We start from the raw sequence: 23927 nt of genomic DNA, 5'->3' as shown, positions 1-23927 counted from the left end.
GAACTGGGGTAGGCGTGGATAGGCTTCAGATGGGGTGAGGGTCGGCCGGAAGCCTGAGATGGAGTGTGTGGACCTTGTCAGGTTAGCAGGTCCGGCAGGACGGTGGCAGTCTCGGCTGCATGACGCCCCCCAGCCCTTACCGAGGCTTCCGCTATCCGGCCGAGGTAATCCAGCACGCGGTGTGGTTGTACCACTGCTTCAGCCTCAGCCTGCGTGACGTCGAGCTAATCCTGGCCGCACGAGGGGTCGTGGTCAGCTACGAGACCATTTGGGACTGGGGCCTGCGCTTCGGCCGGCTGTTCGCGAACGAGCTGAAGCGACGCCGGCCACGGCCGGGCGACAAGTGGTTCATGGACGAGGTGTTCATCCGCATCCGCGGGAAGCAGCATCTCCTCTGGCGCGCGGTGGATCAGAACGGTCACGTACTCGACATCCTGGTCCAGAGCCGACGCAATACCACGGCAGCCAAGCGGTGCTTCCGCAAACTGCTGAAGGGGCTGCAGTACGTGCCTCGTGTGATCGTCACCGACAAGCTGCGCAGCTATGGCGCAGCGAAGCGCGAGATCCTGCCGGGCGAGGAGCATCGGCAAAGCCGCTATCTCAACAACCACGCCGAGGTGTCACACCAGCCGACACGACGACGAGAACGGCAGATGCAGCGGTTCAAGTCACCGCGTCATGCCCAGCGATTCCTCTCCACCCATTGCCGGATCCACAACCACTTCCAACTCCGTCGTCACCGCCTGACCGCCGACCAACACCGCGAGGCCTGCAGCGCCGCGTTCAGCGCTTGGCGCGATGTGACCGGGACTGCACCGACGAGATGAGGGCTGCGCCAGCCTCGGTGCGATTTGGCCCCTACGTCCCCAACCTGACAAAGCCCCCAGGCGGCATAGCGGCAGCGATCGCCATCCGCCTAGTCTGGCCGACGAGGACATTCGGCAGGCTACCCCCCACTAGATCCCGGATCGACGCGGCGAAGGTCGGCGACCGATCCGGAACATCCACCAGAGTGGAGTTGGCGCTCCTGAGTCTCTGGGCCGGTCGACACTAAGTTAAACGCTGTCGTCAGCTCCTCAGCTGAACTAGATGGCGCCCGTTGCTACAGCGACCAGAGCAGCGCGACCGCTGCCGTGACAGTCCCGACCCCGAACGCTCCGAGGCTCAGGGCGAACAGCAGGCGCGCCGCGATCCTCCAGCGGGTTGCTGCAGTTGCCCGCAGCACGATGGCGGCGTCGTGGGCAAGGGAAACGCAGACAGACACAAGCAGTGCAAGCATCACCCCGGATGCATATGCCAGCAACGCGGGACCGACACGGGGAAGCAGGCTCTCGATCGTCGCCGCTCCTCGCCCTGCCATGTTGCCAAGCAGCGTGAGGAGGGCGACCGCCCCACCGGCGTTGACGACGAGTGCCTGACCTACGGCCAGACGTGATGCCTCCGCACCAGCCTTCGCGAGTTCGGTCAGGGTATTCACCTGTAGCTTCCATAGATCAACCTCGACGTGATGCCTCTGCACCGCGGCTTGGCGTTCCTCCGGTGACAGGCCTTCCAGAACCGGAAAAGGGGGCACCGGCGCGTAGCTAGGCGATGACGTCCTCGGATCGGGTACTCCCTTAGGCGACCCTTTGATGGCGGACATGGGACTTCATCCTGCGGCAGTTGCGAGAACGCGGATCGAGAGGTCGACTCCAGGAAGCACGCCGACAGTGTTTCCCCTTGCCGCAAGTTGTGCTGCGAGCGTGCCCCGGTGTGGTCTGGCGCCGAGCAGCTCGGCTGGTGGTGATGCAAGCCGGATGGCGCGCCATGCCATCACCCAGTTCGAAGCCTCATCGATCATCGACTGCGGAAGGGCGATGTGCGCGGCGATGACCGTGGACTGCACGCAGCGCCTCACCTCCGCCTTCGGCCTACCACGCCGGACGGCATCGTCACGACGGGCGACAGCCAGGGCAACTGTTCGCCGCGAGAGCCAGGCTGGGGCAGATCGAAGGGGGAGGATGGGCTTCAGCATCCCCCAAAACCTAGATGGCCGAATCCGAACAAAGCAAGAACAAAAACCCAGGATCAGGAGAACGTGCCTAACGTCGCCCTCTGGAAAACGACCCTTTCTGCTGCGTCTTTCGCCTGAGATGCCGCGCCTTCAAGGAGCGGTGCCAAAGTCCAGTAACAGAGTCCGGAAGCGTTGCTGGTCCCCTGGAAGGGCTTTGCACTGGCGCCCCGCCAGGCTCCGGTCACCGTCATCACTCAGCAGGAGGATCCGGCGGCCACCTGGGAGAACCAGCCCCTCGGGCCGGAAGTCCTGGATGTCCCGGGTCGCCTCCGCGAAGCCGAGGACCTCTATCGGATCCTCCCCCGGGATGCCGGACCAGGTGAACAGCGCGAAGTCAGTGCCATCGCCCACTGGACCAGCCACGACTAGGTAGGCGACCGACATCGACGAGGGCGCGCGCTCGATGCTCCGAACGCCCCGGCCGCCGAGCTGAAGCAGCATGGAGGCATCGAGGACCGGGTCACTGCCCGAGGTGACGAGGTCACCGTGATTTTGAAGGCGGAGGACTACAGCCCTGCCTTCCGCGTCCAGAGGATTCCTGAAGCCTAGAAGGAGCGAGGAGTAGTCGAGGCCCACCGCAAGGCCCTCGATGCTGACTCCGGACTTCTCGGGCGCGAGTCCGGGGTCAGTAGCCCTCTCCAGACCGGTGTGCGGACGCAGGACGTCGATCGCTGCGACATGCCGGACGAGATCCCGGTAGGGCTGGGTGTCCTCCTCTACCGACACGGATACCGCGTCGCCCACGCGTGTGACGGCGACTGCTGCCAGCTGTTCACGACGTGGTCTGCGCTCGCCTGAAGAGTTCCGTCCATGTGAGCCGACCACGTAAAGGCGGCGGCCGACCCGCGCCGCACCCTCGAGATCGACCTCGCCACTAGCACCCTGAAAGCGGTGCTGCCGTTGCAGGTTGCGCGGATCGCTTTCCGGGTGTTGCTCGACGGGCAACGGCGTGCCGTCCATCCGGAACCGCCCCGTCGTCTCCGTCTCGTCGTTCCAGACGAGGATCTCGTCGAAAGATGTGGGAGCCGTCAGGAGCGAGCCGGACGCATCGCAGGCCCCCCGCAGTTCCACGAGCCTGCCATTCCGGATTTCATGGCTCTCCGCAGATTGCACTGCGGAACAAGCCAGACCGAGCAGGGTCACGGCCAGTGCTGGGAAGGCGCGCCAGAATGTCCTTCTCAGGAGCTACTCGCTTGCACCCATGTTGTCCTCCCTTGCCGCTCCGATGCCCGCCACGGTCTGTGGCCATCCTGTCCTCGTCAGGCCGCGTTGGAGCGCGAGCGCTCCGTCTGCCCTCCATCACACCGGCACCTCCAATGGGTGACGCCGAGGCATATCGCGCTGCGGCTCCTACCGTGCCCGCGAACCCGTTAAGGACGGATCCTCCTCATGCCCATGTGGATGCGGACCTCAGCGAGCCAGAACATGCAGGCCCCGCCCAGGTACAGGCAGTGCGGGTACCCAACGTAATCAACCTGTAAGTGACTGTTTGAGAATAGCTTGGCGAGGTCAACCACGATGATGCATCGTCGTGACATCGACTTGGAAGGTACGTGGGCAGATGGCGGTTCTTGTCCGTCGCGTTAAGGTGGCCGGATGAGGATCAGGGTGTCGTCCATCCTACTCGGCGTCATTGCCCTTGGTGGGACTTTTCTACTCTCGACTAGTCAAGCCGAGGCGTGTTCGCGCACCTACCTCGTCTTCTTCATCGAGCCGGGTTTGACCAGTGTTTCTCCTCGCGGCGATCAGGCTTTGGAGGAGTTCGTCCGCTTCTTTAGCGACCAGAGGCCCTCAGACCCAACAGGGCCGGTCAGCACCTGCGGACCGTTGCCACCGGGGGATTGGAAGGTCGTTGTCGCGGCGCATGCGGACGACCCGGGAGCGCGTGATCAGTGCGCCCTCAGTCTTGCGCGCGGGCTCGCTTGATTACGCTCGGCATTCCGGCGGCTTCCATCGTAATCGAAGCGTTCGGCGACCGAAGTAAGCTCGCTCCGAAGTCGGCTGGGGAAAGAGACGTCCGAAATCGCCGTGTCGAACTAGGCATTGTAGAAGGTAGCCGCATTGAGGAACGAGGCTCGTATCCCCGCATGCGTAACCCCCTCAGGAATGCTTGCCCGGAGTACAGGCGACAGTAAGCACGTTGCACCTAAATGGCTACCTGAGAGGAGCTTGGCAGGACTTGGACAGGGTTATTCAAGATCGGGATGTGGACCCGAGAAACGCGTCGCCGGATGGCCGAAGTCGCCCGCAAGACCAAGCGCTACCCGTCTGACCTGGCAGACGAGGAGTGGGCCCAGATCGAGCCGTTGATGCCCCGCCCCGCTCGGCGAGGCCGCAAACCCTCGGTGGACCTGCGAGAGGTGCTGAACGCGATCCGCTACCTCGCGCGCTCGGGCGGGAGCTGGCGGATGCTGCCGGTCCACTTCGGGCCGTGGCAGACGGTGTACTGGTGGTTATAGGACCTGATGGCGGTGATCAACGGATTTGCAGGAGGCGCACCGCCTATCCTGATCGGGTGCGCGCAAGGCGGGAAGATCGCGATCGACGCGGCCCTGCGGTCTCCCTCCCCCATTCATGCCCTGGCTCTAACCGTGCCCAGCGTGGGCGGAGCGCCCGAGGCAAACTATCCGCCCGACATCGCGGCCGTGTTGAGCCGTCAGAAAGCGGCCGAGGACGCGGGAGACCTGGATCAGGTGAACGCGTTCAGGGACCGGCTTTGGCTGGACGGCCTGATGGCACCGGAGGAACGCGTCACGGGTGACGCCCGAGCGCTGTTCCTCGACATGAACGCCATCGCGCTTCGGTCACCGCCAACCGGGCCGAACCTCGACACATCGCCAGCCTTCGACCGCTTGGCTTAGATTGCCGTGCCGACGCTCGTGCTTTGGGGAGATCTCGACTTCCCGCACATCCAGGAGCGGTGTCGCTACATCACTGATGTAATGCCGAATGCGTCAGGGCACGAGCTAGCCGGGACTGCCCACCTGCCCAGTCTGGACCGACCAGCGGACCTCGCGGATCTCCTTCGCAGCTTTACCGACAGCTGCCTTGGTCGCCGTCGGTAGGCATGTCGAATGCAGAGAGCCGGTTGCAGATCGGGCTACATCCACGCAGCATCATTGGCGGCTTTGTCTGCGTCGTGCATCACGATGGATGAAGGGGTAGACTATACATCGGTCTCTGCATTCGAGCACAACAACCGGAAGGCCGGGGTGTCGGCGCAGCCATTAGAGCTCCTGGGTACATTGTTCAGGAGCGAACCACATGGAACTGAGTGGCAAGTCGATCATCGTCACTGGAGCGAGTAGCGGGATCGGCGCGGCAGCTGCCTTGCTGTTCGCAACCGAGGGAGCCGATCTGGTTCTTGGTGCGCGTAGGTCTGCTTCATTGGAGGTTGCGGCACAGAAGATCCGCCACGGCGGAGGGAGGGTCGTGTTCCTTGCGGGAGATGTCAGGGACGAAGCTTACGCCGGTGCCCTTGTGGAGCTTGCCGTCCAGGAGTTCGGCACCTTGGACGGTGCATTCAACAACGCGGGTATTGTGGGAACAATGATTTCGGCCGCGGATATGGAACTCGCCAACTGGAGCGACGTCATCGCGACAAACCTAACGAGCGCTTTCCTAGCCGCTAGAGCTCAGATACCAGTGATGGCGAAGCAGGGGCGAGGCTCGATCGTCTTCACGTCGTCCTTTGTAGGCTTCAGCAATGGCGGCTTGCCTGGAATGGGGGCTTACGCAGCATCCAAGTCCGGGCTGAACGGGCTGGTGCAGTCCCTTGCATTGGATCACGCAGCGGAAGGCGTCCGTGTCAATTCACTGCTGCCGGGTGGCACCATCACTCCCGCCGGAGGCGAAGGAGATGCCGACACGCTGGCATTCGTCGCCGGGCTGCATCCGGTAAAGCGGATGGCGCAGCCGAGTGAAATCGCCCAGGCAGCCGTCTTCCTTCTCTCAGACCGATCGGCCTTCATGACTGGCACCCCGATGATTGTGGACGGGGGCATGTCGATCAGACTGCTCTAGGAAGATGGCCCGCCTCCTGGCCCGTCTCACCTGACGGCCTGTTTACGCTGTCCCCTGAAGGGGAGCGAAGCCGACCTCAGGGCCAGGAACGCCGTCCCGCGCGCCTGCCCGACGGTCGCCCACAGCAGGGAGACGCAGGTGATCAGGAACGAGAGAGGGATGACGTGATCCAGGGGGGTCGCGTCGCGCCCGCGTCATGGTGGCAAGGTCGAGAACGATGTCCCCGGGGGTGAAGGTCACCGCTCGGGCAACGTCGAACATCTCCCCTTGAACCTCCAGTGGCTGGCGGTTCTATCTGAGGAGCTGGCAGTAGGGGGCACCCTCATGGACGGCACGCGGAACGGCAGCCAGGGGCAGTCCGTGCCCTGGCGCGTGGAGGGAACGGACTGCGTCTCCTGCGTGGCCAAGGTCGAGAAGGCCGTCGGCCGAATGCCGGGGGTCGCCGACCTCTTGGTGAACCTCATGGCGGAGCGAGACCGATGCACAGGCTGCCGTGGAGAAAGACGGTGCGTGCTGCGCCGCGCCACACCGGAGAATGCAAGTTCGCCGACAGCCTGGGTGCCAGACCGAAGGAAATGCCCGCTCATCTCATTTCCGATCGGTCGGAGCCTGCCGACTCAGCGCACCCGAGCGAAGGTAGCCAGTGCTACCGATATGGTCCGGCCCTGATCAGTCGCGATCACACCGGCCAACTCTACGAACTGCAGCTGAACGGCCTGCCTGGGTCTCCGCACAAGGGACTGGGCGACCTCGCCTTGGTGCACTGGGTCGTTGACAGGTGGTGCGAGGCGAAAGGCATCGCTCGGGACAATGAGGGCGGGCCGTAGGAAAAACGATCTCCCGCGCCCTGAGGTCCACTCCGGCGTTTTTCGGACGTCCTTGCTCATCTGACAGCCTTCGCCTTCCATGTTGCGCTGCTGGACGAGGGACAACATGGCGCAGAAGGTAATCGGCCTCATCGGCGGGATGAGCTGGGAAAGTTCGGCCGAGTACTACAGGATCATCAACCAGACAGTTCGTAGCCGCCTCGGCGGCCTGCGTTCGGCCCGCTGCCTGATGTGGTCTTTCGACTTTGGAGAGATCGAGGCGCTGCAGCACGCAGGGCGCTGGGATGATGCCGCGGCGGAGATGATCGCGGCAGCCCGGCGCCTCGAGGGCGGCGGCGCAGACTTCGTGGTGATCTGCACGAACACGATGCACCGCATGGCCGATGATGTTGAGGCAGCGATCGGGCTGCCGCTGCTCCATATCGCCGACCCTACGGCGGAGCGGATCAAGGGCGCCGGATTGCGGAAGGTCGGCCTGCTCGGCACGGCGTTCACCATGGAGCAGGACTTCTACAAGGGACGGCTCGCGGATTGGCACGGCCTGGAAGTCCTGGTGCCGGGTGACGCCGACCGTGCCCTGATCCATCAGGTGATCTACGAGGAATTGGTGCAGGGCCGGGTAGAGCCGTCATCGCGCCAGGTCTACCGCGAGGTAATCACCCGCTTGGTGGAGCGCGGGGCGGAAGCCATCATCCTGGGCTGCACGGAGATCATGCTCTTGGTGCGGCCCGAAGACAGCCCGGTGCCGCTCTTCGACACCACGGCCATCCATGCAGAGGCGGCCGTCGACCTAGCGCTCGGAGAAGCCGTGACGAAGCGGGCGGTCGCCCACACCGAGGAGGGCTGACCGCGTGCGTCCTGGCCTCGATACATCCCTGACGGCATTCCCGCAGGGCTTCCATGAGGACGACCTGCTTCGCTCCGAGTTCGTCCGTCGCCTGTTCGTGGCGGAACGCGCGGAGAAAGCGCTGTCAGGCACCGCCAGCACGATCCCGAAGGTGCTGGTGCGCTTCTGGGACGATGCCGGTGCCGTGCCGCCAGACGTCAGGGACTGCCTGGACAGCTGGAACCCGCTGCGAGAGGACGGCTTCGACATCCTGACCTTCGACGATGCTTCGGCCACGGCCCACATTCGAAGGACCGGCAGCCCGCGGCATCTGGATGCTTTCTCGCGCTGCCACCATCCGGCGATGCGCAGCGACTACTTCCGCCTGTGCTACCTGTCCTCGTCGGGCGGCTTCTACGTGGACGCGGACGACGCAATGACGGAAGGGAACTGGCCCCTCCTTTACGGCAACAGTCACCTGAAGCTGCAGCCCCTATCTTTCGACATCCCCAGCAGCACCCTGGTGGAGGTAGCGGGCTTCTGGCGCTTCGACCGGCCCAGGCCCGACCGCTTGTACTACGTCAACAACAACCCACTGGTCGCGCCCGCCGGTCACCCATTGCTGAGCCGGGCGCTCGAGCGGGCCACCGACGCGCTACTCGGCGCGACAGGTTCAATGGACATCCAGGCCCTGACTGGGCCGGGCAACCTGACCGTCGCCCTCGTCGAGCACGCCCATCAACGGGCGCTCGCCGGGTTGCTTCCGGACTACGAGATGATCCGGGACTGGGACCGGGTCGGGCGGACTCGATGGGAACTGTCCTACCGGGCGGATGATCGTAACTGGCGCAACATGAATAAAAGCTGACCATCCGTATGAAGGCAGCGATCTCGTCGTCGATCGCTACGGCCGAAGCCCCTTTCGATCAGGAGTAAGAGGAGCGTCGGGGCAAGAGTTGAGGGGCCCAGGGCCAGCCAGGGTCCGCCGGGGGGGCGCCGCCTGCCGCAAGACGCCCGAGCGCCCAGTGGACCACGAACACCTTTGCCGAGAAGAGGAGAAGCATGGGGGGAGATGGCCGCCAGCTTCGGGAGCCGCCACTGGTCGGTGACAGCCCCGACCAGGACCCCGGTTAAGGCTGACTGCAGGCTCACACGAAGAGGCACCCGGCTGCCGCCCTGGGCCCAAATCGGCTGTCCAGTCACCGGCGTCGCTCGCCCCAGAGCCGACATGACCGATGGTCAGGATGAGTGGGAAGAGGACTTCCATGATCGGCGTATGATTGCTGCTGGTGCCTCCGTCGTCACAATCTGAGCTTCCCTTCAGCTAACGGGACCTTGTCCATGCAAACAGCCGGTTCAATCCCGGGCGGTCCGGCCGAACGGTACATTAGCTTCGCGGACAACGAAGCGCAGGGACGCTCGCCCCTCTTCGAGGCGCTGGCTCGGGGCGTCGCGCACGACGCGGAGGTCATCGGCTTCCTGTCGGCGCTTCCACTTGCGAAGCAGCAACCAAACCTATTGTTCGCTGCTGTGCGCTCCCTTGAGGGCATCTCCGAAGACTTCGGCCACTTCAAGCGCCGCCTGCTCAGAAATGCCGAGGCGGTTCGCTCCGTAATGCTGACGCGCTCGACGCAGACCAACGAACACGCGCGCTGCGCAGTGCTTCTGCCGATCCTGGCGCAACTACCGCAGCCGCTGGCCCTGATCGGGGTTGGTGCCTCTGCTGGCTTGTGCCTTCTGCCGGACTCCTACGGTTACGACTTCGGTTCCGGCATCGTCCGGCCGGACGTCGAAGACGGGACCTTTCCGGTGTTCCGCTGCATCGCGAGCCCCAACACCCCTGTCCCGACGGAGATGCCGCAGACCGTGTGGCGGGCCGGATTGGACCTGAATCCATTGGACGCCACCGATCGGGAGCAATCATCTTGAATCGAAACGCTGGTCTGGCCGGAACAGACCGAGCGGCTGGACGGTCTTTGCCTTGCCCTGCGTGTGGCCGCTGCTCAGAAGCCCCGCGTGGTTAGAGGAGATTTGACCAGCGACGCTCTGGCCGCGCTGTGCCGGGAAGCGCCCGCAGGCGCGACACTCGTGGTGTTCCATACGGCGGTCCTGGCCTACGTCCTGGACCAGGAAGACCGGCAGGCCTTCGCGAACACGGTGACGTCTCTCTTCCCATACTGGATTTGCAATGAGGCTCCGAGCGTCCTACCTGATTTATTGGATGGCATCGGCCGGGCGAGCCAGGCTGGCCGGTTCCTCATGTCGGTCAACCGAAAGCCGGTTGACTGGACCGAGCCGCATGGGGCGGCCATGGAATGGATCGCGCCGGAGGCAGCCATCGCGTAAGCCCGAGAGCCTGGTCAGGGTCGAAAGCGGCTTCTCTGCTTTGTGGATCTATGGGCCGGAAGCGGACGATCAGCCGGGGTTCCCCGCTGAACAGTCGTTTCCTAACCCTCATCAGCCGCGATTAAGGAAGCGCGATGCGAAGTACCGGTCGAGGGAGGCAGAGGACGCCTTCGGCTCCGCTAGCGCCACGTAGGTGTCCGGCCGCAGCAGGTAGGCGGCGTCCTGCTCCAGACCGGCCTTCCCGTGCTCGGGTTCCCAATTGAAGGCGTGCAGCGGGATCCGGTGCTGCTCGCACCAGGCCCGCAGATCCGCCCTGGCCGTGCCGTAGACATGGACCTGCCAGCCGATCTCGGAGAGCGGACCGTAGTTGTCGGCTCCGTGCGATGGCACCCAGGGCAGACGGTCGCCGCCTTTCACCTTTCCCGCCTTGCCTTCGCTCAACGGGCTCTCGTGATAGTTCAGCATGGTCTGCGAGACCGTCCGGAACATGAACTCGCGCACGCTGCCGATGTCGTAGGCGACGCTCGCGACGGTCGGGAAGATGCGGCTCCGCACGAAGTCGGCAAAGCTGCCCTCCGCCGTGGCGAAGGTGAACAGCCTGTCCGTGGTGTCCACCAGCTTGTGCGCGAAGGCCTGGCGCTCCTGCTGGTAGCTGTCGAGCAGGCTGTCGGGCGCCTCCCCCTTCACGACCGCCGCCAGCTTCCAGGCCAGGTTGATGGCGTCGCTGATGCCGGTGTTCATGCCCTGGCCACCGGCCGGGCTGTGCACGTGCGCGGCGTCCCCGAGCAGGAAGGTGCGCCCCTGCCGGAAGCGATCGGTGACGCGGTGATGGACACGGTAGGTGGAGAACCAGTTCACCTTGTCGACCGTGAGCGCCAGATCCTTGATGGCCTCGTGGCTGACGTCCTCGAAGGTCAGCGTCTCGGCACGGTCCGCCCATTCGCCGACGACGACACCGATCAGGCGGAACTGCCCGCCTTTGCCGTAGGGCAGCACCATCACGAATTCGGAGCTGTCGAGCGCGATGTAGGCCTCGTCGGCCGGGTCCAGGCCGCTCAGCTCGACGTCCGCGACGTAGAAGACCTGCTTGTAGGTGCCGCCCTCGAAGCTCGCGCCGAGCTGATGCCGAATCGGCGAGCGGGCACCGTCGCAGCCCGCGAGGTAGCGCGCTTCGACCACCTCCTCGCCGCCGTCCGGTCCACGTAGACGGGCCGCGACGTGATCGTCCTTGTCCTCGGAGGACACCAGTTCGGTCCGCCGGTCGACGGTGACGCCGAGGGTCTGGAGGCGGTCGATCAGCAGGCGCTCGTGCTGGTCCTGCGGATAGACCAGCAGGAACGGGTACGGGGTGATGTCCGCTCCCGCATCGCGCAAGGACAGCTTCGCCCGGCGCTTGCGCCCGGCCCAAAAGTTCATGGTGGGGTTCTTGTGCCCTGCCGCGATGACCGCGTCCGCCAGGTCGAGCTGGCGGTAAAGCTCGAGCGTGCGGGCCTGCACTGCCATGGCGCGGGAGGTCTCCCCGGGCCCGGCGGCCTTATCGATGATCCGGACGCCGATGCCCTGCTTGGTCAGCCAGAGGGCCAACGCGAGGCCGGTCGGCCCGGCGCCTACGATCAGAACGTCCCGCATTCGTGCTTCCTCTCGGTCTTTGATGACCCAGCGGTCATTAAGTTTCTAATGACTTTCGGGTCAATAGAACGGGTGGTAGACACCGGGAACGTGATCCGGACAAAGCATGTGGAGCAGCGAAAGCAGGTGAAATCCTGGACGCGAGATGCCCTCGGGAGAGGCGACGACCTCCGTCCGTCGTGTGCTCCATGACCGGCGACGGCAGGCTGAAGCGGCAGCGGCGCAAGGACGCCCGGCCCGGCGAGATCATCGACGCGGCGATGGACGTCTTCGCGGAGAAGGGGTTTGCGGCCGCGAAGCTGGACGAGGTCGCCAGCAGGGCGGGCGTCGCGAAAGGGACCCTCTACCGGTACTTCGAGACCAAGGACGACCTGTTTCGGGCCGTGGCACGCAGGGCGATCGCCTCGAACCTCGAGGCCATGCAGGTTGGCGCGGAGGCCTTCGAGGGATCGCTGGCCGAATTCGTGCCGGTGCTGCTGGCCCGGTTCGCCAGCACGCTGGGCGACAGCCGCCTTCCGGCGATTGCCCGGATGGTGATTTCGGAATCCCGGTCCTTCCCCGATCTCGCGCGCATCTGGCACGACGACGTCGCCTCGAAGGCGCTGGCCCTGCTCTCCGGCATCATCGCGCGCGGCCAGAAACGCGGGGAGATCCGGGAAGGCGACCCGCAGCTGCACGCCTTCTCGATCATCGGGCCGATGATGATGGGGATGCTATTCCGCGAGATTTTCGGGGAAGCAGGTGGTGACCTGCCGGATATGAGCCGTCTGGCGGAGCTACATGCAGAAACGGTGCTGCGTGGCTTGAGAGCGACGTAGAAGGGCTGCTCCCTCTCAGGGGTAGGTTCGTGAGATGTGTTGTGGCCACAGAGGCGTAGGACTCCTTCGTACCCACCGCAGGAAGCCCACTTCGCGTTTGTCCGCTTCGCTGGTCGACCTTTGCCCAGCCCCTGTATGGCGGATGCCGCAAGCGGAGGTTTGGCGGGTGTGGCGCACCGGCAGAACACGTCTTGGACATTCGAGCGCGCTCTGACTCGTTCTATATTTGGATTTATGCAGCTCGCAGTACCGGTTGGATCGCACTGCTGCGCGGGGATAAACGGGCGCTTCGCCCATCACTAGGATCGCACATGTCGAAAAAGTTCCTGACCGATGTCATCCAGCAGTCGTCGGAGATGACAGGCGCTGCCGCCGGTCGGCTCGCGGCGGAGATCATCGGCGCCATCAAGGCGGAGATCACTGAGAGTGGCCGGTTCACGCTCCCCGACTTCGGTACCTTCACGGTCCGCGAGACGCCGAAGAGAACGGCGCTGAACCCGCGCACCGGTGAGAGGGTGGCGGTCAAGGCGGGTGCCACGGTCAAGTTCAAGGCCAGCCCGTCCCTGAAGCTCGCCGCTTTTGCAGGAGCCAAGAAGGCGAAGCGGAAGGCCGCGAAGACCAAGGTCTGACGTTCCGTCGAGACCGCCGGTCGCGACATCGAAGGGGCCGCAGCATGTGCGTGCTCCGGCTTCTCCTGGTCAGGTCGAGCGCTCCATCACGCGGAGGCCGACCGGATCTTCGCGAGGTCCAGTTCGCCCTTCGCGCCCCATCCCCTGACATCGGCGGGCACTTCCGGACGGAAGCGCTCGTAGAGGTGGAAGCCTTTCCGGTTGAGCTCGTCCGGCGCCATCGACCCGGCAAGCCGCCTCATGGCGGCCTCGACCTCCCCGAGGCGTTTCCCGAACGCCTTCGTGACGTAGGCCTGCACAGGGCCCGCAGGGGAAGGCTTGCCGTCCCCTGCATCGGCCAGCACGACGCCATCCTCGTCGTGCGTCATCGGGATCTCGCGCCCGAGCAGCCGGACGACGTCGTCGGACTTCGCCGCGGGCGCGCCACTCCGAGGTTCGCGATCCTCGACGATGCCCAGACGCCGGGCCTTGGCCCGGGCGGCCGTTCCAGCGACGTGGCTGGCAAGACTCATGGCGGTGTCAGACGGATGCCCCAGCCGCTCGGCCACGATAGCCGCCCACAGGGTCAGGACGGGGGCACGGTTCACCCGGACCGGCGTGTCGGATTCGGCCATCTCACATCCCGTTTGCTGTTTCCAGCCCGGGGCAACGCGGCTGTGAACGAGAAGTCACCGCTCCCCTTATCGTGGCCGGTCAGCGGCTTAGGGCGGCGCTACCCGAAGGTCTCATGTAACAGGCTGCGGAATGCGGCTGGTTGTTCTTGATTCGTTCGCTTCGCTTCGACAGCTTCGCCGGATGCCCGAATCGGTCCCGCCTTCCGCATCCTGTCCAACGGCCTGCTGCTCGCCATGTCGCCCGGTAGTACGATGCCCGTCCTCGGGGGAAGCGTGCCATGGCTGACCAGCCTGCCCCCGACCAGCCCCAGGGCATCCCGGCGACGGAGGAGGAGGTCGCCAACGTCCTGGCATACGGGCTGAAGCACGACGAACGTGGGCGCCCCCGCCGCGGAGCCGCTTGGGATGTGGCAGCCGTCGTCCTGGCCGAGCAGCTCGCGGCACAGCTCGAGCGAGCCAACATGACGGTCATCAAGAGACCGCCCCGCGGGCCGCACAGCACCTGATCGGCCCCGCGCCGTGCCACCAGACTTCCAGCATGCCGACGGGCCTCCACAGCCTTTCGCGGAGCTCGCCGCGAAGTCGAACTACAGTTTCCTGGACGGGGCCTCGCACCCCTGGGAACTGGCCGCGACCGCGAAGGCGCTCGGCTACGCCGGGTTCGGCATTTGCGACACGAACACACTGTCCGGGGTCGTCCGAGGACATGTGGCGGCCAAGCAGGCTGGCGTGCCCTTCGTGGTCGGCTGCCGCCTCGTCCTGGATTACGGGGCCGAGTACCTGGTCTGGCCCACCTGCCGCGCCTCCTATGGCCGCCTGACGGCCCTCCTGTCCCGCGGCCGCATGAGCGCCCCGAAAGGCGAGTGCCGCATCACCCGGGCCGACTTGGCCGCCGCCTGCGAGGGCTGGGTGGTCGCCCTTGTTCCGCCCGGGGACATCGGTGCGGGTTTCGCGGAGCGCTTCGCCCGGGACGCACTCGACTTTCGCCATCTGGCGCTGCCGGTGATGGTAACGGCTTCGCATACCTTCAGGGGCGGCGACGCGCGCCGCCTCCATCTGCTCGGCGAGATCGCGGCACGGGAGGGCGGCTGGCTGCTGGCCACCGGGGATGTCCGCTACCACGTCGCGCGCCGTCGTCGGCTGGCCGACATCCTGACAGCCATCCGGCTCGGCCTCGCCGTCGACGAGCTCGGCTACGCCGCGGAGTTCAATGCCGAGCGCCGTCCCAAGAGCCCCGGGGAGGTCTCCAGGCTGTTTGCCCGGCATCCCGAGGCGGTGGCGAACACCGTCCGCGTGCTCGATGCGGCCCGAGGCTTCAGCCTGGACGACCTGCGCTACGAGTATCCTGACGAGGTCATCGAGCCCGGCCGGACGGCCATGGAGACGCTCCGGGCCCGAGTGAAGGAGGCGCTAGCCCGACGCTGGACGGTGGTGCCCGACGAGGTCTCGGGCCGCCTGGAGCACGAACTCCGCCTCATCGACCAGCTCGGCTACGCCCCCTATTTCCTCACCGTCCACGAGATCGTCGCCTTCGCGAGGGAGCGGGGCATCCTGTGCCAGGGCCGTGGGTCGGCGGCAAACTCGGCTGTCTGTTACGTCCTCGGCATCACAGCGGTTGACCCGGTCAAGCACGACGCCCTCTTCGAGCGCTTCGTGTCCGCCTCGCGCGGCGAGCCCCCGGACATCGACATGGACTTCGAGCACGAGCGCCGCGAGGAGGTCATCCAGCATATCTACGAGCGCTACGGCCGCGACCGTGCCGCCATCTGCGGGACAGTGATCCGGTACCGCGCGCGCTCGGCCGTCCGCGAGGTGGGCAAGGCAATGGGCCTGTCCGAGGACGTGACGGGAATCCTTGCCAAGGCAAGCTGGGGCCCGGGCCACGAGAAGGGTTTCGAGGAACTCGCCGAGAGCGAGGGGCTCAACCTCGCAGACCGCCGCCTCGCCATGACGCTGGAGTACGCCCAGGAGCTGCTCGACTTCCCTCGCCATACCGCGACCCATGTCGGTGGCTTCGTCATCACCAGGGGCCCGCTGACCGAGCTGGCGGTGGTCGGCAACGCCGCCATGGAGGGGCGCACTGTCCTGGAATGGGACAAGGACGACGTCGATGCCCTTGGCATCCTGAAGGTGGATGTCCTGGCGCTCGGCATGCTCTCGTGCATCCGGCGGTCCTTCGACCTGCTACGGCGCCACGGCGGCCCCGACCACGACTTGGCCAGCCTGCCGCGCGAGTGCGCCGAGACCTACGCGATGCTGCGGCGGGCTGACTCGGTCGGCGTCTTCCAGGTCGAGAGCCGGGCGCAGATGAACATGCTGCCACGCCTCCGACCGGAGAAGTTCTACGACCTCGTCGTTGAGGTCGCCATCGTCCGTCCCGGGCCGATCGCGGGTGACATGGTCCACCCGTACCTGCGCCGGAAGGCAGGCAAGGAGCCGGTCGTCTTCCCGTCGCCGGGTGGCGAGCACGGCCCGAAGGACGAGCTGGAACGGGTGCTGGGCAAGACGCTCGGGGTGGCCCTGTTCCAGGAGCAGGTCATGCGCGTGGCGATCGTCGCGGCAGGCTTCTCACCCGACGAGGCGGACCAGCTCCGCCGCGGCATGCAGACCTTCAAGCTGACCGGGGGCGTCGCGGCCTACCGGGACCGGCTGGTCGCGGGCATGGTGCGTCGCGGATACCAGCAGGACTTCGCCGAGCAGATCTTCGCCCAGATCGAGGGTTTCGGTAGTTACGGCTTTCCCGAGAGCCACGCAGCAAGCTTCGCCCACCTCGTCTATGCCTCGGCCTGGATCAAGCGGCACCACCCAGCCGTCTTCACCTGCGCGCTGCTGAACAGCCAGCCTATGGGCTTCTACTCGCCCGCGCAGCTGGTGCGGGATGCCCGGGATCATGGCGTCGTGGTCCGCGAGGTGGACGTGAACAGCTCGGATTGGGACAGCACGCTGCATGCGGAGCGGCGGAGCACGGGCGGTCTCGCAATCCGTCTGGGACTACGGCTCGTGTCGGGGTTGCAGGAGGCGGACGCCCGGGCGTTGCTCAAGGCAAGGCGGACCCGGAACGGCGCCCCGTTCACCTCCGTCGAGGACGCGGCGCTGCGCTCGGGCGTCGGGAGGCGCACTCTCGAGGCGCTGGCCGGGGCGGACGCGTTCGCCTCCACTGGCCTCACACGGCGGCGGGCAGCCTGGGACGCCGCGGTCGCGGCCTCCGGCCCGCAGGCGCTGCCGCTCTTCGCCGTCGCGCGGGAAACGGCGGATGCAGCCATGGCGTCGGACATGCCGCTCATGCCGGAGCCCGAGGTCAGTCTGCCTCTCCAGGGCGAAGGGGAGAACGTCGTCGAGGATTACCGTTCGACCGGCCTCACCCTTCGGCGACACCCGCTGGCGATTCTCCGCCCCGCTCTCGACCGCCTCGGGCTGGATGACACGAGGGCGCTCGGCACTCTTCGGCACGGGGCGAGGATCAGGCTGCCCGGCATCGTGCTCATCCGCCAGCGGCCCGGGACGTCGAAGGGGGTGATCTTCATCACCGTCGAGGACGAGTTCGGGGTCGGGAACCTGGTGGTGTTCAGCAAGGTCGCCGAGGAGCATCGCCGGGCGTTGGTCGGCGCCCGCCTCCTGGTCGCGGAAGGCAGGGTCGAGCGCCTGGACGAGAACGTCGAGGTGGCGGTGAACCACCTCATCGTCCGCGTCCTCGTGGACCGGTCGGACCTCCTCGACGGCCTCTCGGTGGCGGATCAGGGTGGCGAATGGGCGGAGCGCTCGCTGGGACGGGCTGACGAGGTTCGGCGGCCAGATCCCGGGAGTAGACGGACGACCTCGGTGAAGCTGCCGAACAGCAGGGACTTCCACTGACCCGCCTGCCGGTCGTCCGCGCAGCCCGGGGCCATGGAGCGTGCCTACTGGTGCGCCAGATTCGCTGCCCTCCTCTCAGTTCCGACCTACGGACAGCGTGTCGTGACGCCAAGCTGACCCAAGGACAGCTTGCCGCCCGGGTGGGGCTATCCCTGCCGACTCTCCGGCAGTCCGAGCAGGGACATTGGTGGTCTTCAGTCCGCCTGGATTCCGGCCTCGTGCACCAGCGTACCCCACCTCGTCACCTCTGCCCGCACCATTGAGGCAGCGGCCAAGGCATCGGGAGGCCCGCGTTCCAGGGCCACGTCGCGGAGGCGAATCTGGATCGCCTCCGTCGCGAGGATAGCCGCCACAGTCTGGCGCAAGCGGTCGATGATCTGGGGCGGCGTGCCTGCACGCGCCGACAAGGCGTGCCAGACCGTGAACTGGAAGCCCGGGACGCCTGCCTCGGCCACGGTAGGGCGATCCGGGCTGCCGGGCGACCGTTGCTCCCCGGTTGTAGCTAGGGCACGCAACCGGCCAGACTGGATCTGCCCCAGCACCTCGGACGGACCTGCGAACATAAAGTCCAGCGTTCCGGCGACCAAGTCAGTGACGGCCGGTCCGCCTCCGCGATAGGGCACGTGCTGCGCGTTAATCCCTGTCAGCTTCGAGAGTAGGACCACTGTGACGTGGGAGGGCGAGCCGACACCGGGGGAGCCGTAGCTCAACTCACCCGGCTTGGCGCGCGCCAAATCCAGCAACCCCTTTAGGTCGCGCACCGGGCTGGCCTGCGGCACCACGAGCACGGAGGATGAGGTGGCGGGGACCGCGATGGTCGTGAAGTCGCGCAGCGTGTCGTAGCCGGGACTGCGCATGATGGCGGGCGTGATCGCGTGGGTGCCAATATGACCTTCCACAAGCGTGTATCCATCGGCAGGCGCCTGGGCCGCGGCGGCCATACCGATGGCGCCGTTGGCGCCGCCGCGGTTCTCCACCACCACGGGCTGACCGAGGCGCGCCTGCAGCTCCGTCCCGATCAGCCGCGCGATGAGGTCGGAGCTGCCGCCCGGCGCGAAGGGCACGATGACGCGAACCGGCCGGTCCGGCCACTCGGCGCGGGCCGGGCTAGCGGCGAGGAGCGCGGGGAGGAACAGGGCGGTGCGGCGGCGGAACGATCTCATGTCGGCTTCCTTTCCTGAACGCTGGCGATCAATCAGTCGCGGAGCGGGCGGGGCACGATCTTCCTGGCTTCGAGGATAGCGTCGCCCGAGGGCTGCAGCAGCCCGCAGCCTCCAGCGATCGACCACCAGAGGTGGTCCGCCCGCTGCACGATGAGACACTCCAGGCTGCGGATCAGATGCTCACCCTCGAAGGAATGTGCCAGGGCGATATGGGCAAGCTCCTCCGGCAGCCCGGCCGCGATGCAGAGATGCGCGCCATAGACGGGATGGCGGAGCGAGGGCAGGCCGCTTGCGGAAGGATCGCCTGTCCAGCGCGCGCGGTTGGCTGCGTCGAACTCCCAAGGTTTGCCGACGTCATGTGTCAGCCCACCGGCGATCACCAGATCGCGGTCAATCCGCACGGCCGGATCCATGGCCGCGAACTCGTCGGCAATAGCGAGAGCGATGCGGGTCACGCCCCGCAAGTGCGTGGCCTGGTCGCCACGCCGCAGCGCGAAGTGGTTCGGATTGGACTCACCGGGCACGTCGGAGATTCGCGCAAAGCTGCTCTCGGCCAGGGCGAGACACCAGACCTCGACGCATTTAGACCGCAGTTCCTCATTCTCGATCTGCGCCAGCTCGGGCAAGTCTTCCAGGACCGCAGCGCGCAGGACATCGGTGATCTCACGCCGCGGGCGGCGGTCAAGGAAGTTCATATCAGTCTACTCCAGCACGATCTGAAGGTCGCGCGTGACGCTGCCCCACTTCGCAATCTCGGCCTCGATGAAGCGGGCATAGTCGGCCGGTGAGCCCTGGCCCGGAATGTATCCGCTCGCGGCGAAGCGTTCCCGGGTCTGCGGGTCCTGGAGCGCCCGGGCGGCAGCGTCGTGCAGGCGCGCGACGATGTCGGCTGGTGTGCCAGCCGGGAGAGAGAGCCCGAGCCACCCGACTGCGGAGAAGCCGGGATAGCCGCTCTCGGCGACGGTGGGCGCCTCCGGGTAGAGCGGGCTCCGCGCTCCGCTCGTCACGGCGAGCACGCGCAGTCGACCAGCGCGCACATGCGGCAGGGGAATGTCCACGTTGATCATCACGATCGGAACCTGCCCGGCAATCACATCAGTGATGGCGGGCGCAGCTCCGCGGTAGGGGACATGCAGCATCTCAATCCCCGCTGCGCGCATGAGCATCGCCATGGCGAGATGGCCGGAGGAACCGCTGCCAGGGCTCGCAAAGGTGAGGTCACCCGGCTTCTCCTTCGCCATGCGTACCAAATCCTGCAGCGTGCGGGCCGGGAAGCCTTCCGCGACGACCAGGGCGTTAGGCAGGGAGGCGAGCTGCGAGACATGGGTGAAAGCCGTGCGGGAGTCGTAGGGCATGTTGCGGTAGAGCCCATGATTCATCGCGTTCTGGCCGTTGCCGGAGACGAGCACCGTGTAGCCGTCCGGCGCCGCGCGGGCGACCTGGGCCGCGCCGATGTTGCCGTTGGCGCCAGGACGGTTGTCCACCACGAAGGGTTGGCCCAGCGCCTGGGACAGGGGCTGGGCCACCATCCGTGTCACCACGTCGTTGCTGCCGCCCGGTGGGAAGGGAACGACAAGGGTCACGGGCCGCTCGGGCCAGGTGGCAGCGTGACCGACCCTTGGCAGCGCGAGGGTGGGCGCGGACAAGGCGAGCGCGCCAAGGACCGAGCGGCGGGTCAGCGTTTGCATTTCGTCTCCTCCGTGCAGGAATGGGGCGTTCACGTGGCCAGACGCCAGGTCTCGCTGACCCAGGGCGCCAGCCGCTCAACCTGCAGGTCCAGCCCGGTGCCCGGCGCGTCCGGAACGGCCATCATGCCGTCGCCCTCGACTGGGAGCGCCCCCGCGATGTCCAGCAGCGGGTTGGCGGAGGCGTCGTACTCGATCCAAGGATACTCGCCCGGGGCACCGCGGCGAGGGGTGACGAGCGCCGCGGCCTGGAGTGCCGCGCGCATGTTCACCACGGTGCCGAAGACATGAGGCATTACCGGGATGTCGTAGGCGGCGGCGAGTGCCGCGATGCGGAGGAACCCTGTGTAGCCGCCGCACACTGTGAGATCCGGCTGCAGCACAGACATGGCGCCAGCCGCCAGAAAGTCCCGAAAGGCGGCGAGGCTGGCCAGCGCCTCCCCACCCGCGATGGCAACCGGCACGGCTGCAGAGATCGCGGCATAGCCCGCTACGTCCTCGGGCTGGACCGGCTCCTCCATCCAGAGGAGCCCCGCCTCCTCCATGCGGCGGGCCGATTCAATTGCCGCCCGGGAGGTGTAGCCCTGGTTGATGTCCACCATGATGGAGACCTCTGGCCCGACCTGCTTGCGCACCGCTATGGCCATGATTCCGTCCGCCCGCGGCGAGACCCCGGCACGCGGCTTCAGGGCGCGGAAGTTGCGGCGAAGGATGGAGTCGATCTCGGCCTCGTAGTGGCCATAGGGCTCGTCGGCATCCGTCGTGATGAAGGGAGCGCTGGCATAGGCGGGCAACCGCGTGCGAAGTGCTCCGCCGAGCGCTTCAGCCACACTGATGCCGCGGTCCTGCGCAGCGAGGTCGTGGAGCGCCATGTCCACCGCCGAGATCGCCATCATCCCAGGCCCCCGCCGGTCATAGCCGAGCGTGCCGAGCATGCGGTCGTAGAGACGTCCATGGTGGTGCGGCGAGGCGCCGAGAAGGATGGGCGCGAGCCGCGTGCGGACCAGGGCCGCCGCCGCGGCAGGCGAGGCAAAGACCTCCCCCCAGCCCCGCGCGCCGGTGTCGGTCACCAGTTCCAGCAGCAGGAAGTCCCGTCGGCGGATCATCCGCGATGCGTTGCCGATGGACGGTGAGGGCGCGAAGCCCAGCAGGTAGGCGCGGATCTCCACCACCTTCAACGCGACGTTCCTCCATTCCGCGGGAGCTCTTCGCGGCCCGGGGACAGAGTTTGTCGCGCCAGGGATGATGTGGGCAAATGCCGATATGCGCAGGGATCATGTCCATTGGTTATGACCTTCGACCTTCGGGAGATGGAGGTCTTCCGCCGCGTCATGGAGCTCGGCAGCGTCACCGCAGCTGCTGCGGCGCTTAACATCTCCCAGCCTGCCGTCACCCGCATGCTGCAGAAGGCGGAGGCACGGCTCGGCTTTGCCCTGTTCCTGCGAGAGCGGCGGCGGCTGCGCCCGACCCCGGAAGCGCAGGTCATGTTCCCCGGGACTCTCAGTGCCTTCACGGCGATCGAGTTGGTGCAGCGCATGGCTGGTGAGCTGAGGGAGGGACGTGCGGGGATCCTGGCGATCGCCGCGATCCCATCGCTCGCAAGTTCCATCCTTCCTCCCGCGATCCGGCGCTTTCGGGAGAAACGGCCGGAGAGCGCCATCACCCTCCAGACCTTCAGCGCACACGAGATCATCCAGCGTGTCGCGTCCCACCAGGACGATCTGGGCTTCATCATCGGGCCGGTAGGCCACGAGGCTTTGGTCGTGCAGGACCTGCAGAGCACGGGCCTGGCTTGCGTGATGCCCCCGGATCATCCCTTAGCGGTCCAGCGCAGCATCAGTCCGGAAGCGCTGGCCGACTATCCGCTCATCTGCCCAAGCCGCAACCTCGTCCTGAGCGAACAGCTGGCCCGCGCCTTCGCGGAGCGGAACGTGCCCTTCCACATTGCCGTTGAAGTCTCCCACACCCATGCCGCCTGCGCCCTTGTCCGGGCAGGGGTAGGCATCGCGCTGATGGATGGCTTCGGCTTGATGGGCGCACGGGCCGACGACCTGTCCAGCCGCCCCTTCCGGCCCACCCTGCTGAGCACCGCACGCTTGGTCACGGCGCGTCTGCGCCCGGCATCAAGGCTTGCGCAAGACTTCGTCGGCGCGTTGGAGACGAGCGCCGTAAAGGTTGAGCGTTCCAGGCGAACAAGACAGCCCCACGCCAGTCAGATCTGACGTTTCTCGCCGGGCTACAGGCAAAGGTCAGCAAGGAACTCGGCGTGGTGCTCGGGCTGCCTCAGCTCAGAGCGCTCCTCCACGCCGGACGTCCGTCCAGGCTCCCGCTACATGACCGCTTGCAGGCCACAAAATAAAATGCATTATCCGAGCTGATAAGAAGCTCTGCACTGTAAGTTGAGGGGGGGCTGACCGGAATGGTAGCTGTCATTCGCAAGCCCGGCCTCCTAGGCCGTCGCGCCATGTTGCTTTGTCTCGGGGGCGGGCTGGCCGCGGGCTGGCCAGGGCTTGGAGCTGCGCAGCAATCTGAGGGGCGCTATCCTGGTCGTCCCATCCGCCTAGTTGTCCCTTACGGTGCGGGAACCAGCACCGACACCATGGCGCGGCTTGTCGGCCCCGCCATGGCCAAGGTTCTCGGCCAGCCGATCGTCGTCGAGAACCGGCCCGGGGCAAGCGGCGCCGTGGGAAGCGAAGCGATCGCCAGGGCCGCGCCGGATGGATACTCGCTCCTGCTGGGGGCGGTCGCGTCCCATGCAATCCTGCCGACACTTATGCCAAGGCTGCCCTATGATCCGATCCGCGATTTCACGGCGATCTCGCTGACGACGAACGCACCGAATCTGTTGGTGGTGAATCCGAAAGTCCCGGCGCGGACGCTAGCGGAGTTCATCAGCTGGGCGCGCCAACAACCGCACAAGGTGGCGTATGCATCCGCCGGGAACGGCACCTCCAGCCATCTTGCGGGGGAGCTCCTCGTGCTGCGAACGGCAGCGCCGCTCGATCACGTGCCCTATAGCAACGGGGCTCAAGCCGTAACGGACGTCATCTCCGGCCAGGTGCCTATGCTCGTCTACCAGGTCACGGCGGTCCTGCCCTTCGTGCGCGAGGGCTCCTTGCGGGCGCTGGCCACCACTTCCGACGCGCGGCTCAGTTGGACGCCCGACGTCCCGACCGTCCAAGAAGCAGGGATCCGCGATTTCGACGTGGCAGCTTGGCACGGCCTCTTCGGGCCGAGTGGCCTACCCGCGCAGACTGTCGACGCCCTCTACGCCGCACTCAGATTTGCGTTGGACGACCCTGCGCTGCGGCCACGGATCCAGGACCTTGGGCTCGTGCCAGTGGGGATGCCTCCGGCGGAGTTCAGCCGCTTCTTAGCGTCCGACATCGTCAGGTGGCGCGAGGTCATCCGCGCCGCCAACGTGAAGGCGGACTAGTTCGCGACGTGCAGAGCAGGGGCGGC

Annotated in this window: 21 protein-coding genes and 2 pseudogenes; 14 read left to right on the top strand and 9 right to left on the bottom strand. The window is 66.3% G+C overall.

All coding sequences use genetic code 11. The features are described 5' to 3' along the window. Positions 1-119 precede the first annotated feature (119 nt). A complete protein-coding gene (locus tag ACVBD7_RS23830) occupies positions 120-827 on the top strand; it encodes an IS6 family transposase (RefSeq protein WP_458097991.1) in 708 nt (235 codons plus the stop codon). 275 nt (positions 828-1102) lie between these two features. Here ACVBD7_RS23830 and ACVBD7_RS23825 read toward each other — a convergent pair whose 3' ends face one another. The 3 genes from ACVBD7_RS23825 to ACVBD7_RS23815 form a co-directional block, all read right to left on the bottom strand. Beyond that, complete coding sequence (locus ACVBD7_RS23825; RefSeq protein ID WP_458097990.1) at positions 1103-1477, bottom strand: hypothetical protein; 375 nt, start codon at positions 1475-1477, stop codon at positions 1103-1105. A gap of 171 nt (positions 1478-1648) precedes the next feature. Beyond that, positions 1649-1885, bottom strand: a complete 237-nt coding sequence (locus ACVBD7_RS23820; RefSeq protein WP_458097989.1) for a hypothetical protein — start codon at positions 1883-1885, stop codon at positions 1649-1651. Positions 1886-2143: 258 nt separating this feature from the next. Beyond that, entirely contained in the window at positions 2144-3196 is a 1053-nt protein-coding gene (locus tag ACVBD7_RS23815; protein WP_458097988.1) for a DUF3616 domain-containing protein, read from the bottom strand. Between the two features lie 1061 nt (positions 3197-4257). Between ACVBD7_RS23815 and ACVBD7_RS23810 the strand changes: the two are divergent. The 7 genes and pseudogenes from ACVBD7_RS23810 to ACVBD7_RS23780 form a co-directional block, all read left to right on the top strand. After that, positions 4258-4506: pseudogene (locus ACVBD7_RS23810) on the top strand (transposase); the annotation flags it as partial. A 12-nt stretch (positions 4507-4518) separates the two neighbouring features. Beyond that, the gene (locus tag ACVBD7_RS23805) at positions 4519-4914 is read left to right on the top strand and encodes a hypothetical protein (RefSeq protein WP_458097987.1); all 396 of its coding nucleotides are present in this window, start codon (positions 4519-4521) and stop codon (positions 4912-4914) included. Between the two features lie 403 nt (positions 4915-5317). Continuing rightward, complete coding sequence (locus ACVBD7_RS23800) at positions 5318-6076, top strand: SDR family oxidoreductase (protein WP_458097986.1); 759 nt, start codon at positions 5318-5320, stop codon at positions 6074-6076. A 324-nt stretch (positions 6077-6400) separates the two neighbouring features. After that, positions 6401-6745, top strand: coding sequence for a cation transporter (locus ACVBD7_RS23795; protein ID WP_458097985.1), 345 nt, complete (start codon positions 6401-6403; stop codon positions 6743-6745). A 264-nt stretch (positions 6746-7009) separates the two neighbouring features. Next, positions 7010-7750: an aspartate/glutamate racemase family protein gene (locus ACVBD7_RS23790; RefSeq protein ID WP_458097984.1), complete on the top strand. Its 741-nt coding sequence runs from the start codon at positions 7010-7012 to the stop codon at positions 7748-7750. A 4-nt stretch (positions 7751-7754) separates the two neighbouring features. Further along, positions 7755-8597, top strand: coding sequence for a glycosyltransferase family 32 protein (locus ACVBD7_RS23785; RefSeq protein WP_458097983.1), 843 nt, complete (start codon positions 7755-7757; stop codon positions 8595-8597). A 473-nt stretch (positions 8598-9070) separates the two neighbouring features. Next, positions 9071-10075, top strand: a pseudogene (locus ACVBD7_RS23780) (DUF2332 domain-containing protein). A gap of 111 nt (positions 10076-10186) precedes the next feature. Here ACVBD7_RS23780 and ACVBD7_RS23775 read toward each other — a convergent pair. Next, a complete protein-coding gene (locus tag ACVBD7_RS23775; RefSeq protein WP_458097982.1) occupies positions 10187-11704 on the bottom strand; it encodes an FAD-dependent oxidoreductase in 1518 nt (505 codons plus the stop codon). 188 nt (positions 11705-11892) lie between these two features. On the opposite strand from ACVBD7_RS23775, the gene ACVBD7_RS23770 reads away from it, so the two are divergent. Both ACVBD7_RS23770 and ACVBD7_RS23765 read left to right on the top strand, forming a co-directional pair. Beyond that, positions 11893-12522, top strand: coding sequence for a TetR/AcrR family transcriptional regulator (locus tag ACVBD7_RS23770; RefSeq protein WP_458097981.1), 630 nt, complete (start codon positions 11893-11895; stop codon positions 12520-12522). 311 nt (positions 12523-12833) lie between these two features. Continuing rightward, the gene (locus ACVBD7_RS23765) at positions 12834-13151 is read left to right on the top strand and encodes an HU family DNA-binding protein (protein ID WP_458097980.1); all 318 of its coding nucleotides are present in this window, start codon (positions 12834-12836) and stop codon (positions 13149-13151) included. 86 nt (positions 13152-13237) lie between these two features. On the opposite strand, the gene ACVBD7_RS23760 is transcribed toward ACVBD7_RS23765, so the two are convergent. Beyond that, positions 13238-13765: a hypothetical protein gene (locus tag ACVBD7_RS23760; RefSeq protein WP_458097979.1), complete on the bottom strand. Its 528-nt coding sequence runs from the start codon at positions 13763-13765 to the stop codon at positions 13238-13240. A 278-nt stretch (positions 13766-14043) separates the two neighbouring features. Between ACVBD7_RS23760 and ACVBD7_RS23755 the strand changes: the two genes are divergently transcribed. Together ACVBD7_RS23755 and ACVBD7_RS23750 are read left to right on the top strand one after the other, a co-directional pair. Beyond that, positions 14044-14271: a hypothetical protein gene (locus ACVBD7_RS23755; protein WP_458097978.1), complete on the top strand. Its 228-nt coding sequence runs from the start codon at positions 14044-14046 to the stop codon at positions 14269-14271. Between the two features lie 13 nt (positions 14272-14284). Then, on the top strand, positions 14285-17617 hold the full coding sequence (locus ACVBD7_RS23750) for an error-prone DNA polymerase (protein WP_458097977.1): 3333 nt from the start codon (positions 14285-14287) through the stop codon (positions 17615-17617). Between the two features lie 194 nt (positions 17618-17811). Here the strand turns inward: ACVBD7_RS23750 and ACVBD7_RS23745 are convergent, their stop codons facing one another. Genes ACVBD7_RS23745 through ACVBD7_RS23730 form a run of 4 tightly spaced genes read right to left on the bottom strand, consistent with a single transcriptional unit; the run spans position 17812 to position 21637 of the window. Further along, entirely contained in the window at positions 17812-18780 is a 969-nt protein-coding gene (locus tag ACVBD7_RS23745; RefSeq protein ID WP_458097976.1) for a Bug family tripartite tricarboxylate transporter substrate binding protein, read from the bottom strand. A 32-nt stretch (positions 18781-18812) separates the two neighbouring features. Further along, positions 18813-19475: an HD domain-containing protein gene (locus tag ACVBD7_RS23740; RefSeq protein WP_458097975.1), complete on the bottom strand. Its 663-nt coding sequence runs from the start codon at positions 19473-19475 to the stop codon at positions 18813-18815. 6 nt (positions 19476-19481) lie between these two features. Then, positions 19482-20468 carry a Bug family tripartite tricarboxylate transporter substrate binding protein gene (locus ACVBD7_RS23735; protein ID WP_458097974.1) on the bottom strand — a complete coding sequence of 329 codons (987 nt, stop codon included), beginning with the start codon at positions 20466-20468 and terminating at the stop codon, positions 19482-19484. Positions 20469-20497: 29 nt separating this feature from the next. Beyond that, the gene (locus tag ACVBD7_RS23730) at positions 20498-21637 is read right to left on the bottom strand and encodes a mandelate racemase/muconate lactonizing enzyme family protein (protein ID WP_458098369.1); all 1140 of its coding nucleotides are present in this window, start codon (positions 21635-21637) and stop codon (positions 20498-20500) included. Positions 21638-21754: 117 nt separating this feature from the next. Here ACVBD7_RS23730 and ACVBD7_RS23725 point away from each other — a divergent pair, with 117 nt between their 5' ends. Together ACVBD7_RS23725 and ACVBD7_RS23720 are read left to right on the top strand one after the other, a co-directional pair. After that, positions 21755-22687, top strand: coding sequence for a LysR family transcriptional regulator (locus ACVBD7_RS23725; protein WP_458097973.1), 933 nt, complete (start codon positions 21755-21757; stop codon positions 22685-22687). Positions 22688-23064: 377 nt separating this feature from the next. Beyond that, positions 23065-23901 carry a Bug family tripartite tricarboxylate transporter substrate binding protein gene (locus tag ACVBD7_RS23720; protein WP_458097972.1) on the top strand — a complete coding sequence of 279 codons (837 nt, stop codon included), beginning with the start codon at positions 23065-23067 and terminating at the stop codon, positions 23899-23901. Positions 23902-23927 lie beyond the last annotated feature (26 nt).

Source organism: Roseomonas sp. WA12 (assembly GCF_054165765.1).
This window is presented reverse-complemented; position numbering and strand designations above follow the sequence as displayed.